The organism is Bacillus badius NBRC 15713 (assembly GCF_001591605.1).
GTDB classification, from domain to species: Bacteria; Bacillota; Bacilli; order Bacillales; family Domibacillaceae; genus Pseudobacillus; species Pseudobacillus badius.
In genome coordinates this window covers 182,241-195,260 of record NZ_BCVF01000001.1, presented here as the reverse complement: position 1 = coordinate 195,260, position 13,020 = coordinate 182,241, and the positions used below count along the sequence as shown (strand labels likewise).

At 44.4% G+C, this 13,020-nt stretch carries 12 protein-coding genes and 1 riboswitch; of the genes, 1 reads left to right on the top strand and 11 read right to left on the bottom strand.

What is annotated here, in order from left to right:
- Window position 1 precedes the first annotated feature (1 nt).
- From BBA02S_RS01025 to BBA02S_RS01005, 5 genes are all read right to left on the bottom strand, one after another.
- Window positions 2–1,366, bottom strand: coding sequence for an amino acid permease (locus BBA02S_RS01025; RefSeq protein ID WP_041097006.1), 1,365 nt, complete (start codon window positions 1,364–1,366; stop codon window positions 2–4).
- A gap of 148 nt (window positions 1,367–1,514) precedes the next feature.
- Window positions 1,515–2,222, bottom strand: a complete 708-nt coding sequence (locus tag BBA02S_RS21435) for a LysM peptidoglycan-binding domain-containing protein (protein WP_041097008.1) — start codon at window positions 2,220–2,222, stop codon at window positions 1,515–1,517.
- A gap of 18 nt (window positions 2,223–2,240) precedes the next feature.
- Window positions 2,241–2,828: a CPBP family intramembrane glutamic endopeptidase gene (locus BBA02S_RS01015; protein ID WP_041097010.1), complete on the bottom strand. Its 588-nt coding sequence runs from the start codon at window positions 2,826–2,828 to the stop codon at window positions 2,241–2,243.
- 13 nt (window positions 2,829–2,841) lie between these two features.
- Entirely contained in the window at window positions 2,842–4,302 is a 1,461-nt protein-coding gene (locus BBA02S_RS01010; protein WP_041097012.1) for a RecQ family ATP-dependent DNA helicase, read from the bottom strand.
- Window positions 4,303–4,308: 6 nt separating this feature from the next.
- A complete protein-coding gene (locus BBA02S_RS01005) occupies window positions 4,309–5,355 on the bottom strand; it encodes a YpbB family protein (RefSeq protein WP_041097014.1) in 1,047 nt (348 codons plus the stop codon).
- 217 nt (window positions 5,356–5,572) lie between these two features.
- Here BBA02S_RS01005 and BBA02S_RS01000 point away from each other — a divergent pair, with 217 nt between their 5' ends.
- Window positions 5,573–5,821 carry a ferredoxin gene (locus BBA02S_RS01000; protein WP_041097016.1) on the top strand — a complete coding sequence of 83 codons (249 nt, stop codon included), beginning with the start codon at window positions 5,573–5,575 and terminating at the stop codon, window positions 5,819–5,821.
- A 53-nt stretch (window positions 5,822–5,874) separates the two neighbouring features.
- On the opposite strand, the gene BBA02S_RS21715 is transcribed toward BBA02S_RS01000, so the two are convergent.
- The 6 genes from BBA02S_RS21715 to ccsB all read right to left on the bottom strand — a co-directional run bounded on the left by BBA02S_RS21715 (window position 5,875) and on the right by ccsB (window position 12,994).
- On the bottom strand, window positions 5,875–7,563 hold the full coding sequence (locus tag BBA02S_RS21715; RefSeq protein ID WP_052475119.1) for a methyl-accepting chemotaxis protein: 1,689 nt from the start codon (window positions 7,561–7,563) through the stop codon (window positions 5,875–5,877).
- A gap of 161 nt (window positions 7,564–7,724) precedes the next feature.
- Window positions 7,725–8,300 (bottom strand): ECF transporter S component, encoded by a 576-nt coding sequence (locus BBA02S_RS00990; protein ID WP_041097018.1) that lies wholly within the window; start codon window positions 8,298–8,300, stop codon window positions 7,725–7,727.
- Window positions 8,301–8,451: 151 nt separating this feature from the next.
- Window positions 8,452–8,582, bottom strand: a riboswitch (FMN riboswitch).
- Between the two features lie 310 nt (window positions 8,583–8,892).
- Window positions 8,893–9,081, bottom strand: coding sequence for a hypothetical protein (locus tag BBA02S_RS00985; RefSeq protein ID WP_041097020.1), 189 nt, complete (start codon window positions 9,079–9,081; stop codon window positions 8,893–8,895).
- A 107-nt stretch (window positions 9,082–9,188) separates the two neighbouring features.
- Entirely contained in the window at window positions 9,189–10,961 is a 1,773-nt protein-coding gene (locus BBA02S_RS00980; RefSeq protein ID WP_041113310.1) for an ATP-binding protein, read from the bottom strand.
- The gene (locus BBA02S_RS00975) at window positions 10,958–11,674 is read right to left on the bottom strand and encodes a response regulator transcription factor (RefSeq protein WP_041097025.1); all 717 of its coding nucleotides are present in this window, start codon (window positions 11,672–11,674) and stop codon (window positions 10,958–10,960) included. The genes BBA02S_RS00980 and BBA02S_RS00975 overlap by 4 nt, the downstream gene beginning before the upstream one ends.
- Before the next feature lie 132 nt (window positions 11,675–11,806).
- Window positions 11,807–12,994, bottom strand: a complete 1,188-nt coding sequence (gene ccsB / locus BBA02S_RS00970) for a c-type cytochrome biogenesis protein CcsB (protein ID WP_041097027.1) — start codon at window positions 12,992–12,994, stop codon at window positions 11,807–11,809.
- Window positions 12,995–13,020: the final 26 nt, after the last annotated feature.

Genomic DNA, 13,020 nt, shown 5'->3' with positions numbered 1-13,020 from the left:
GTTAAGAGCGCTGGCTTTGCTTTTGCAAGCCTTTGCCGTAATACATTCCTACTAAGAATAACAGCCATAACGGACCGACATACAAAGCAATTCGCGTATCCGGCGAGAAAGCCATCAAAACGACAACCATTGCCAGAAAAGCTAGAGAAAGATAAGAGCCGATCGGCCAAAATGGCGCTGCAAACTTTAATGCTTTCCGCTCTTTTGCCGGCAAATTCTTTCTAAATTTCAGCTGGGCCAGCAAAATCATCGCCCACGTCCAAATCGCGCCAAACGTCGAAATGCTTGTTACCCATACAAATACTTTTTCCGGCACAAAATAATTCAGCACAACTCCAATCAGCAAAGCACCGGCTGACATAAGAATCGCCAAGGAAGGAACACCTGTTTTAGATATTCTTTTAAAAGCGGGTGACGCTTGCCCTTGGTCTGCCAAGTTGAACAGCATCCGGCCAGTACTGAAGATTCCGCTGTTGCAACTGGAAAGAGCGGCTGTCAAAACAACAAAGTTAATGATGCCAGCTGCGCTAGGAATACCAATTTTTTCAAAAGTCATAACAAATGGGCTTCCCGTCGTTCCAATTTCGTTCCATGGATAAATAGACATAATAACGAATAAAGCCCCTACATAAAAGACAAGAATTCGCCAGAACACCGTGTTGACGGCTCGTGAAATCGCTTTTTCCGGATTCTTTACTTCTCCGGCCGTTACACCTAGCATTTCAATTCCGAGATAGGCAAACATCACCATCGTCATAGACATTAAAATCCCTTTTAAGCCGTTTGGAGCAAATCCGCCGTGCTCCCACAAGTTACTAATGCCGGTAGCTACTCCGCCATTGCCGATTCCAAATAAAATAATGCCAAACCCTACGACAATCATTAAAATAATTGCGACAATTTTAATTAAAGCAAACCAAAACTCAAATTCCCCGTAAGCCTTTACTGTAATTAAGTTCACAGCGGCCATAATGACCAGTGCTGCTAAAGCCCATATCCAATTCGGCACATTCGGGTACCACAAATGCATATATACCCCTACAGCCGTGATTTCCGCCATGCATGTAACAATCCATAAAAACCAATAGTTCCATCCCGTAATATAACCATAAATCGGCCCTAGGTAATCCTGTGCGTAACGGCTGAAAGAGCCTGCAACCGGATTTTCGATAGCCATTTCCCCAAGCGCCCTCATAATCACAAACATAACGGCTCCAGCAGCCATATACGCCAATAAAATCGCTGGACCAGCCATTTTTATTGTGGTTGCTGAACCTAGAAACAAACCTACCCCGATACAAGCTCCGAGGGACATTAACGTAATGTGTCTCTCCTCCAAGCCTCTTTTGAGTTCCTGATTCTCCATGATGCGCGATCCCCCTCAATTAAAAAATAAAGCGTTTACAGAAGCCTAGTATAGCACACTTCGACAAAGCTCATTCTTTTTTTCATTCTTTCAACTATTCATTTTATTCTAACATCACGGCCCTAACGAAAAAAATTCCTCCTCCAAATTAAGGAAGAGGAATTTTCAATACTTGTCCAACCTTGATATCATTTCCATTTAAATTGTTAGCCTGTCTGATCTTTTCAATGCCGGACTGAGAGTTATAATAGGTCATCGAAATGCGAAAAACTGTTTCCTGGGGTTTTACTGTATGATAAACAACTTTTCCTTCTGGCTTTGGTTCCTGTTTGGGTTCTGATTTGGGTTTCGGCACTGGTTCTGGCTTTGGCACCGGTTTTGGTTCCAGTTTTGGCTCCGGCTTCTCTTCAGGGCGCTCACTCACCTTTTCTGGAGCAGTCTCTACCGTTGAAGCGATCGCTTCACGGGCAGGTTCAGCTGACTTCTCTTTCTCTTCACTGCCGCTGTCTGTCTCTTTGTTCTCGCCCGCTTGTTGTTCAGTTTCTTTTTTATCTTCCTCTGTCTCATAAAGAGGGGTAGATGGATTTGCCTCTTCTGTTACAACAGTCGTGGAAGAATCATCACGATCCTTCGTATAGCTGTACCAGAACAGGGTAATAAAAGGCAGGGTAATGAAAAAGACAAGAAGCACTTTTAATAATGGATATTGTTTTTGTTTTTTTTCTTCTTTTCGCTCCATGCGTGACGGTGATTCCTCAATAGGCTGCTCTGTTGGCTGCTCTGTTGCTTCACGCTTTACTCTTTGGATTTCCACACGGGTTTTTTGCGCTAACTCCCGATAAGGGTCTTTCGTCATAGTTCATCCCTTCTTTACTCATTCATTCTTGTTTTGTTTACGGCGAATAGCCAGACCAAGCAAAAAGTCAATTACAAAGTGCATAGCCATGACAGCTGCCAGATTGCCTGTCCATTCAAATAGCCAGCCGATTCCAAAGCTTAGAAGAATTACATTCATCGTTAAATACCATTGCGATAAATATCTTACATGAATGATGGCAAAAAGAATGCTCGCCGGAATAAAGCCAAACGTGGTTTGAATAATTCCCCTGAAAAGGATTTCTTCGGCGACCGCAACTAACAAGGCGATCAAAAAAATGTCTGCAGCAGATCGGCCGCCAAACAGCTTCTCGTTAATGCCGCCGTCATCATAATACTTTTTAGGCAGCTTGCTCATTAAATACAAATCAAGCATCACAACTAATAGGCCAGCTCCCCCGCCCAACAGAAAAATATCTGTCAAAGACCATTTGAATAGGCGGGTGAATTCGGCGGCCTCTTTAAATATAAAACTGCCAATAATAAGCGAGAGCAGCAACAGCAGCAATTGCGTGACATAAAGAGCTTGAAGCACTTCCTTGCTGCTCATGTCCCGGATGAGGTCAGCTTGTTTGTTTTTATTCATATTCCCTTCTTTGTCACCTCTCAATCTGCAGTAAAGAGCTTAACACGGCTTGCCAATTGAGCTCTTCAGCAGTCTTCTGCAAATGCTGCTGCTTGTACTCCGTCCATTCCAAGCCACATATATCGCAACAGTTGCCCGGCCGGCTCTCTAGTTGTTCATCAAAATAGCTGAGGGCAGTTTCTCGCCGGCACTTTTTCGTCCATACCCAGCGCAGCATAGCCAGCCGCTTTTCTTCTTTTTGTGCCAGCCGCTCCTCGCGTTTGGCGGCTACATATTCTGCCAGGTTAGTGAGTCCCAAGCGTTTGGCTTCTTGGACATAGTGGCGGAGAAAACGAAGCTGCACATCAGTAAGCTGCAATGCGGCGGCCTGCGTCTCTTCAGACTGGCTGTCGGAAAAGGACAAGTAGCCGGAAACTTGGCTGTCAGAAGGAAATTCCGCTTGGGCAATCATAGAATGAAGCCCTTCATCCCCTGGTGTATACAAAAGTATAGAAAGCGCTCTTCCTCCATCTCTCCCGGCCCTTCCAATCTCTTGCAAATATGATTCAAGCTGAGCCGGAAGGTGATAATGGATAACAAATCGAATGTTCTCTTTATTAACACCCATTCCAAAAGCACTAGTTGCGCAAATAATGTCTAATTCATCGCGCAAAAACTGCTGCTGAATTAATATTCGATCCTCCTGCTCCATTCCCCCATGGTAAAAAGCAACCCTTCCCCCTCCGTGCTGCCTAAGCCAATTAGCCCCTTCTTCTGTCGCACGCTTGCTCGAAAAATAAACAATCCCAGGCTTTTCAAGCTGCCTGGCGAGGCTTAGCAGCCGCTTTTGCTTATCATCATAGGAAGAAAGATGTTCCACGGACATCGCAATATTTGGCCGGTCAACAGAGAAGATCCATTCTTGCACTTGTCCGATCCTTAAATATCGAATAATATCCCGGCGGACTTCAGCAGTGGCTGTGGCAGTTAAAGCCAATGTCAAAGGATTTCCGAGTCTCTTCCGCACTTCACCTAAAAGGCGGTAGTCCGGGCGGAAATCATGTCCCCATTGTGAAATGCAGTGGGCTTCGTCTACAACAAATAGAGAAAGCCTTACTTTGCCTAACGCCTGAATCACCTGCTCGCTCATCAGCATTTCGGGCGATAAAAAGATAAAACGATAGCTGGCTAAACGGCGAATGACCTGCTGGCGCTCTTCGAAAGATAAAAAAGAATTCAAGGCAGCCACACTTTTTTCGCCGCGCATTTTTAATTGCTCTACTTGATCCTGCATAAGTGACAGCAGCGGCGAAACAACAAGTACACTTCCAGGAAGCAAATAAGCGGGCAGTTGATAGCAGAGGGATTTTCCAGTTCCCGTGGGGAGCATTGCTAATGTATGCTGTCCGGAAAGCAAGGATTCAATTGTTTCCCTCTGGCCGGTTCTAAAAGTGGAGTAACCAAACCGTTTGAACAAAATTTGATCCATGTCCATCTTCCTTTACTTGCTGTATTTAGCCAGCACGAGCCGGATTTGAAAATAAGAAACATCCGGGAGCTGCTCTTTGATCGGTTTCATTCTTTTATTAGAAAGGACAGCAGCAGCTTGCAGGACTTGCTCCTCGATTTCCTCACTGACAAAAGGCCTGATGGAAAAGCCGGGGGAATGAAAGGCCAGTTCCACAATATGATCTTCGACTGTGCTCCTCTTTAAGCGCCTTTGATCGATAATTCTTTCAAGAGTAAACCCCTTTTGAAGCATATCCGCTGTTTTTTTCGTCGATTGTGTTAACACAACCGGTTCGTATATATCCTCTATCATCGCGAATAAGAGTGGGAAGCGTGCGGCATGCTGAATAATATGCTGAATGGCGAAGTGCAGCAAGTTCAAAAAGCGATACCAATATTCGGTGCTTTCCGCTGTAAGAATCTCTGCTGCCTGAGCAGTCGTTTTGCCGGTTCGGTGCTTGCCTGAGAGGCGGAGCACTAAAATAAGCGGATCTTCAGCCTGCTGCTCGTTAAGGAGGACCAGCAGTTCCTCATAAAGAGACGCTGCCAACTTCTCCTTGGACAATCGCTGGCCTGCCAAAAACGATTTCAGCCATGCTTGAACTTGCTCGTCCTTTGTTACTGGGAGATAGGCGCTATCACGATAAATTAAGTGAGAAGCCACCTGGACAGTTAATGAGAGCCGTTTCCAAAAGAGAGCCGCACAATCCTGCAGGCTCCAGCCATGCAAAAATTCAAGCGCTGGCAAAGTTTCCGAAAGGCTCTCAAGCTTTTTCCTTCCAAGAGCCGTCATCCGGACATGATTGAATTCATCCATTTCAATCAGCTGCTGGGCAGACAGGTCGGCAACCATTTGCTCAAATGAGACTCTCTCAAGGAAGGAAGCCGTTTGAAACCATTTGTCTAATTGATATAATTGAGCATCCTGTATCGTCTGTGACGACTTCTTCCCCTTTAATAAGTGAAAAACAGAGGAAGCCGTTCTTTGCCCGTTTATTTGATTAATCATCACTAATAAGATTACTTGCAGAAAAGGCATCACTTGCCTCCCTTTCTGTACTTTTATTTATTTTACCATGAAAATTGTCAAAATTCCTCGTATGTGGAGGAATTGCTAATGAAAGCCTTATCATTTTTTTATTAAGAAATTATGATTGAAAAGAAAACTAATCGGATATACAATGAGGGAAGGAGTTTTCACACAAGTGTGGATACATATCACCACATAGCTTGGATAGATCTTAGGAGGTTTTGACATGCCAAAATATACAATTGTCGATCAGGATACTTGCATTGCTTGCGGTGCTTGCGGTGCAGCAGCGCCTGATATCTACGATTATGATGATGAAGGACTAGCCTTCGTCATTTTAGATGACAACGAAGGAAATACACCTGTACCGGAAGTGTTGGAAGAAGATATGCAGGATGCATTTGAAGGTTGTCCAACAGATTCCATTAAAGTGGCAGACGAGCCATTTGAAGGCGACGCATTAAAACATGAATAATAAATCCGGCGGGAGGAAAATCCCGCCGGGTTTTTTTATGATGTTGTGCAGCATTAAACTTTAAACTTGCCCGCTTCTGATTGCATTTCTGCAGCCAGCGAGGATAGAGCTTGGGTGCTCGCAGCTATTTGTTCAACAGCTGCCAGCTGCTCTTCCGTTGCCGCACTTGAATCGTGTGCTGTCACTGCCGTCTTATCAGCGATCTCTCGTACTTGATGGGCACTTTGGGCAACAGCTTCCGTCATCGCTTCTAATTCTTCGATAGCCGCTGAAACCGTTGCAACCTTTTCCCCTACATCAGCTACCGAAGATTTTATATTCTGAAACACATTCCGTGAAGTGCTTGAGGCGGACAACCCCTGCTCAATTTTGCTGCTTCCCGCTTGAATAGACAGGACGGCCAAATCTGTATCTTTTTGAATTTCTTTCACCATGCTGGCAATTTCCCCGGCGGAAGCCTTTGATTGTTCAGCCAGCTTTCGCACCTCTTCGGCCACTACAGCGAAGCCTTTTCCTGCTTCTCCGGCGCGTGCTGCTTCAATAGCTGCATTTAAAGCCAGCAAGTTGGTCTGCTCGGAAATAGCTGTAATTAAGCTTGTGACTTTTTGAATGTCGGATGCATGTTTTTCCAGCACCCCCATGTAACGTTCAGTTTCTTTAATGGACTGGTGAATATCGTGAATTTGATTGGATACATTTTCGGTTACTTTTTCTCCCTTGTTCACAAGAGCTCCTACGGTTTCTGCAGAATAAAGCATCTCTTCATTGCTGCCGGCGATTTGCTTAATGCCTGCAGACATTTCATCCATAGAGATCACTGCTTTGCCGATCAGTTCTCTCTGACTGTTGCTGCCGTTCATATTTTCTTCCGCTGTACGCGCCATTAATTGTGAAGAAGCCGCACTTTGTTCAGCACTAGCCGATAATTCCTGGGATTGAGCGGATAGTTGAAGAGCTGTCTGATTCACCTTCCCTAAGATACGCCGCAAATCTTGAATCATCCGGTTAAAGGCGGTGCCCATTTCACCAATCTCGTCCTTATTTTTTATATGCAAATCTTCTATTTGTAAATTGCCGGCTGCCACTTCCTGCAAAGCACTTGTTACTCGTCCTACCGGCCCTGTAATCGAGCGGGCAATGAAATAAGCGATGACTCCGCTTAAGACCGTTCCACCGGCAATGACTGCAATAAGAAATATTTTCATTGCCTGAATAAACGCTTCTAAATCAGCTCGCGTTTTGCTTAACTCAGCAGACTGCGCTTTTCTCAATTCCAGCGCTTTCTCTTTCATCTTCTTTTCCTGCTCGCTAGCCTCGGTGCTATAGGCCGCTGCTTGAGACGCCAGTCCTTGCTTATGGCTTTCAAGCGCTTTGGAGACCAATTCATTATAGCGGCTACCTGCTTCGTTTACTTCATTTAGCAGCTGTTTATTTTTGGGCTGCTGAATCATTTGTTCAAGACGGCGATGTACATCCGCAAATTCTTGCTGTTTTTTCTCGATTTCATCTAAGCTGTTCTGTTCAGCAAAAGTAAAATATGTAAGAGAATAGATCGATACATCCTTTTCTATACTAATCAGCTCATCAATCATTTCTACTTTCTTGACGCGATCATCCAGCAAGAAAGTATATTCTTTGTCCAACCTCATTGCCGATAAATAGCCGACAGCTCCTACTAGGATTAAAGCGGATAAAACAGCTATAAAACCCAAATACAACTTTTTACCTACAGAAAACCTCAATTTCAACCCACCTTATCTGTATTTTCTATAAAAACAAGTTTTCTCCATGGATAATTATACCCGATGACCTCTTACATTCAAGTTCTTTATTCCTGTAAAAACAAACCAAAAGCCCTAAAAGTCTTTCAGGGACTTTTAGGGCTTTCCTTGTGAGCTGTATGTTATGAAACGGCCGCTTGCTTGCGCATCCACACGTAAATTCGTGAGTAAATGAGCAGAAATACAACAGCCATTACTATTCCTTTAATCATATTAAACGGCAAAATAGCGGAAACGACCATTTCCTTCGTTTCGGGAGCGCTCATGGCAGGTGCATTTAAGAACAGTGTATATGCGGGCAAAATAACATAGTAGTTCAACACACTCATCATTACAGCCATAAAGACTGCTCCGGCTGCCAAAGCAACAGTCAAGCCTTTTTTTGACTCAAACTTTTTGTATACATAGTAAACAGGAAGAATAAAAGTAATGCCCGCTACGAAGTTAGCTAAATGGCCGACAGGCACTCCTGTTGGGCTTCCGGTCATAAAGAAGTCCAGCACATTCTTTACTAGCTCGACCATGATACCGGCAAGAGGTCCAAAAATGATCGCAGCGATTAGTGCAGGAATATCGCTAAAGTCAATCATTAAAAAGCTCGGAAATGGCGGGATTGGAAAGTTCAGCAGCATTAATAAATAAGCTAGCGTGCTTAATAATCCCACAGACGTTAACGTACGGATATTCATTTTTTTCACAATGATTCTCTCCTTCTTCTCATTCATCATTCACAAGAAGAAAGGCTGCCAAAAACCTCGAGAAACGACAAACCCTCAAGCGGGTGGCTTGAGGGAGAAAAGTCATACTCAAATAAACGTTCAAATCTGCACATTTTGAACGCCGGCAGACCTTCATCTTCTCCCATCCAGACTATACTGTCGGCTTTGGCTTCACACCAAATCAGCCTTTCGGCTCGCGGGCTCAGAAACGATTGCTTCCATACCGCCGGTCGGGAATTTCACCCTGCCCCGAAGATGAATATAAAGTTTTTTTCTACTGCTATTGCCCTGTTAAACCAACAAGTGAATAACAATAGGTGTACTTAAATAATAGCAACCATCCAAAAAAAAAGCAAGAGGGGCATTCTCTTGCTTCAGACTTCTTTAACAGAGCCATCTATTTGAACGAGCCTAGTTGTCCGGCTGCCCTATTACCAGCCGGACAGCGGAAAACAAACCGCTTAGAATAGCCATTAACCGTTCCTATCTACAGACAATATAAAAGAGACTGCAGTTCAAGCTGGAGTTTCACCCAGTTTGTCTGCAGTCTGACACAAGAGGTTTTTTCTCTTCAGAACGATTGTTGCGAGACCGCTTTCCCTGTATGTAGCGCTTCTGTCATTTCCTGCAGATAGCTTCTTTCAGCCAGCGACTGTTTTTTCTCGCTTTTGGACTGAGCGAGTCCTCCGCCGATCATTAACAAGCTTACACATAGAGCCATAAGTAAAGCAATCATAAAACGCTTCAAGTAGTCTTTCATGATGTACCGCCTCCAACTTGCTTTTTTATCGCCCTTTTAGTTGTATGACGGAAAGCGTTTCCAGTATGACTACTTTTTCGAAACTCCTTATCTGAACGCCTATTCGATCATTCTGCCGGCAAGCGGAAGGAGAAAATCGTTCCTTCTCCAAGTTTGCTTTGCACTTTAATGCTGCCGCTATGGGCAGAGATAATATTTTTCGCGATAGAAAGCCCTAGCCCAGTGCCGGAACGGCCTCTTGTCCGAGCCTTATCTCCTTTATAAAAACGTTCGAACACAAAGGGCAAGTCTTCCTCACTAATGCCTGCCCCGGAGTCTTGCACCGATACATGATGCCCATCTGTTTTCAGCTCATAGCTTACTTTGACAAATCCGTGCTCCGGCGTATGGCGCAAAGCATTATCAATTAAGTTGGTCAACACTTGTTCGATGCGGTCGGGATCAAGCTTCGTCACGATTTTCTCATCTGGAATCTGCCATGTTAAATCAATATCCTTCTCTTTCGCTACACCTTGGAACTTATCGGTCACCCGGCGAATAAATGAAGGAAAATCTACCTCCTCCATATTCAAGGAAATGTGTCCCGCTTCCATGCGAGCCAAATCCAAAAGCTCGTTCACCAGCCGCCCGATCCGAAGCGATTCATCATAAATAATTCGGGCCATTTCCCTTTTTTCATCCTCTGTCGCCGCAATGTCATCAATGATTGCTTCGCTATATCCCTGAAGCATCGAAATAGGCGTCCGCAGCTCATGCGATACGTTCGCCAGGAAATCTTTTCGCAGCTTATCAAGACGGCGTTCTTCCGTCATGTCACGAACGACCGCTACTGCCCCGCGAACTGTTTTTCCATTGTAAAGCGGGCTGACGATAATGACATAAGAACGGCCCTGCACAGAAAACTCACCAATCTTTTCTGTCTCTGTTTGAACCGCCGCTTTCAAAAGCTCTTCAACAAGCAATGGCATCATTTGCTGTGGATGGTCCTTGCCCACTTCATAGTACCAGTTTTGCAAAAAGCGTTCCGCCGGCGGATTCGTGATCAGAATGGTGCCGTCACGATTAAACGTAATAACCCCATCCGCCATACTGCTTAGAATACTCGCCAGCTGCTCTTTTTCCTGGTTGAGTGCATGAATATTATGATTGAGCTGCCTCGCCATTTGATTAAATGAAGTAGCAAGCGCACCGATTTCATCTGTGGTTAAAATAGGAACAGTCGTATCAAAGTTCCCCTTGGTCAGTTCATTGGCTGCTTCCCGCATTTTACGCAGCGGAGCCGTGATCCGTGTCGACAAGAAAAAAGCAAAGATAGTCGTCAAGAAAATCGCAATGCCGGCAGCGAGCAGAATCAGCTTGGTTGTTTGATGAGATGTTTCTTTAATTACCTCCAGTGATTGGTAAATGATAACAGCTCCGGCTTCCCCTTTGTTCATCTCTAAAGGCACGGCGATGGCAATGGAATTTTCATGACGGTTTCCACGGCCGGATTCATCTACCTCCAACTCAGCTTTCACCCGCTTTTTATCTGTAAATACACTGGAAAGCACCGGATTGTTCACAACCTCACTTCGCTTGAGCCTGTCTGCCTCCGGATCATTCGGCGAATAATGAAACGTCTTCTTGTTTTCTGCGATAATGACATGAACCGGTTCATCAACGAGCTCCCACGCTACCTCCATGCCTGTCTTTTTGTTTTCATGATCAGATAGGATCTTGGAGATCTTTACGGCTGTTTCAGATAATCCTCTTTCAACTTCATTTGTATGATAATTTTCAAAGAACTCCAGCAACAAGATCGTAAGAAAAAAGAGGACGAAGGAAACAAGCAGCAAAATGGTCATCCATAGTTTCCCTACTACGCTCCTCCAAAGCTTCATTCACTCACTACCTCGAACTTATAGCCTACGCCCCAAACGGTAACAATCATCTTAGAAGCTTTTTCAGATACTTTATTCAACTTTTCGCGCAGGCGCTTTACGTGTGTATCAACTGTTCGCAAATCCCCAAAAAACTCATAATGCCATACTTCTTTCAATAAATGCTCCCGATCGAATACTTTGTCCGGGGACTTCGCCAGAAAATATAGCAATTCATATTCCTTAGGGGTTAAATTCACTTCTTCCCCGTCAGCAGTGACCCGGTGGGCATCGTTATCAATCGTTAAATGCGGATAGACGATTAGATCTTTAGACTTCGTATCTGTTTGTAAATAAGACGTCGGCGATGATCTTCTTAACAGCGCTTTTACTCGCAGTACAACTTCCCGCGGACTGAACGGCTTGACGATATAATCATCTGTCCCTACCTCAAAGCCTTGTACACGGTTTGCTTCTTCTCCTTTTGCTGTCAGCATGATAACAGGAGTTGATTTTTTTTCACGGAGTTCCTTGCACACTTCGATGCCGTCTTTACCAGGCATCATAATATCAAGTAAAATGCAATCATATTCTTTATTTAATGCGAGCTCAAGGGCTGCTTCGCCGTCTTCCGCTTCATCCACTTCATAATTCTCTCTTTCCAGGTACATGCGCAGCAAGCGACGTATTCTCTCTTCATCATCAACGACTAAAATTTTCAGTTCGTTATCCACCTAAATTCCTCCCTGTTTGCACAATAAAATTCATTCTATAACTAGCTTGTCTGTTTATATTATCAACTAATCAAAGTTGTTTTTCAATTCATTCCTATTCCACAAAAAAGTCTCCGCCCGAGGCGGAGACAGTTAAGCGTAAGAATGGAGACCTGCAATAACAAGATTGACCGCAATAAGGTTAAACATAATGATGACAAACCCGACGACGGCCAGCCAAGCAGACTTTTCGCCATGCCAGCCCTTTGATAAACGCAAATGTAAAAAGGCTGCATAGAAAAGCCAAGTGATGAGAGCCCATACCTCTTTTGGATCCCATCCCCAAAATCTTGTCCAAGCAATTTGCGCCCAAATCATGGCGAAAATCAAACCGCCAAGCGTGAAAACCGGAAATCCGATTAAAATCGCCCGGTAACTGACTTCATCCATTAAGTCGGTATTAACGTTTTTAACGAGCGGCTGAACAAGAGCGCCCATTCGTTTTCTTGTAAGCAAACGAATCAAGCCATACAATAACGCGCCTGCAGCCAGCGACCACAGCGTCGTATTTAGTTTTTTTGCATTAATGAAGGCAGGCATGTCCACGATTGGTTCAAACTTATCCTCTGTCACCAGTTTCCCCTCATTTGGACCGACAATCGCAGGAATATGGAATGTCTCCTCAGCAGCTTTTCCATCTTTATTTACATATTCAAATTTCGCTTCATAACCAGATAGGGTGAATGTCGTAGTGACGGCGACGAAGCCAACCACAGCAACCAGACTGTACATAATCAGCTCAAGCCAAATGGTCTGTTTGCTGCGCTTGGACTGATCAATCGTTTTCACTAAATAAATCAAGCCGGCAATAAAGCTGATCGCCAGAATTCCTTCACCAGCGGCAACAGTTGTGACATGAATATGCAGCCACTGACTTTGCAGCGCCGGAATCAGCGGACTGATATCGCGCGGAAACATGCTTGCATAGGCAATAATGACAAGCGCGACCGGAAGCGCAAATACACCCAGCACCGGCAAACGGTACATAAAATAAATAATAATAAATGCGCCCACTAACATCATGGAGAAGAACGTGATAAATTCAAATAAATTACTTACAGGCGCATGACCTGAGGCGGCCCAGCGGGTAAAAAAGTAGCCAAGCTGAGCGATAAAGCCGATAACCGCTACGGTAATCCCTATTTTTCCCCAGCGGTTTTCTTCCTGTTTTTGCCCATTTTTCTTCGGACGGATAGCTCCGCCGAAGAAAAATGTAGCGATTAAATACATAATAAATGAAGCATAAAGCAAGTTTCCGCTCCATTGGACTAAATCGGACATCGGGCGATTCCTCCTTTTAAATTAAT

Excerpts from the sequence above, each read along its gene's own strand:
- ccsB (WP_041097027.1), bottom strand. The coding sequence starts at position 12,994 with ATGTCCGATTTAGTCCAATGGAGCGGAAACTTGCTTTATGCTTCATTT.
- BBA02S_RS01000 (WP_041097016.1), top strand. The coding sequence starts at position 5,573 with ATGCCAAAATATACAATTGTCGATCAGGATACTTGCATTGCTTGCGGT.
- BBA02S_RS21435 (WP_041097008.1), bottom strand. The coding sequence starts at position 2,222 with ATGACGAAAGACCCTTATCGGGAGTTAGCGCAAAAAACCCGTGTGGAA.
- BBA02S_RS01010 (WP_041097012.1), bottom strand. The coding sequence starts at position 4,302 with ATGGACATGGATCAAATTTTGTTCAAACGGTTTGGTTACTCCACTTTT.
- BBA02S_RS00980 (WP_041113310.1), bottom strand. The coding sequence starts at position 10,961 with ATGAAGCTTTGGAGGAGCGTAGTAGGGAAACTATGGATGACCATTTTG.
- BBA02S_RS00985 (WP_041097020.1), bottom strand. The coding sequence starts at position 9,081 with ATGAAAGACTACTTGAAGCGTTTTATGATTGCTTTACTTATGGCTCTA.
- BBA02S_RS01005 (WP_041097014.1), bottom strand. The coding sequence starts at position 5,355 with ATGCCTTTTCTGCAAGTAATCTTATTAGTGATGATTAATCAAATAAAC.
- BBA02S_RS01025 (WP_041097006.1), bottom strand. The coding sequence starts at position 1,366 with ATGGAGAATCAGGAACTCAAAAGAGGCTTGGAGGAGAGACACATTACG.
- BBA02S_RS01015 (WP_041097010.1), bottom strand. The coding sequence starts at position 2,828 with ATGAATAAAAACAAACAAGCTGACCTCATCCGGGACATGAGCAGCAAG.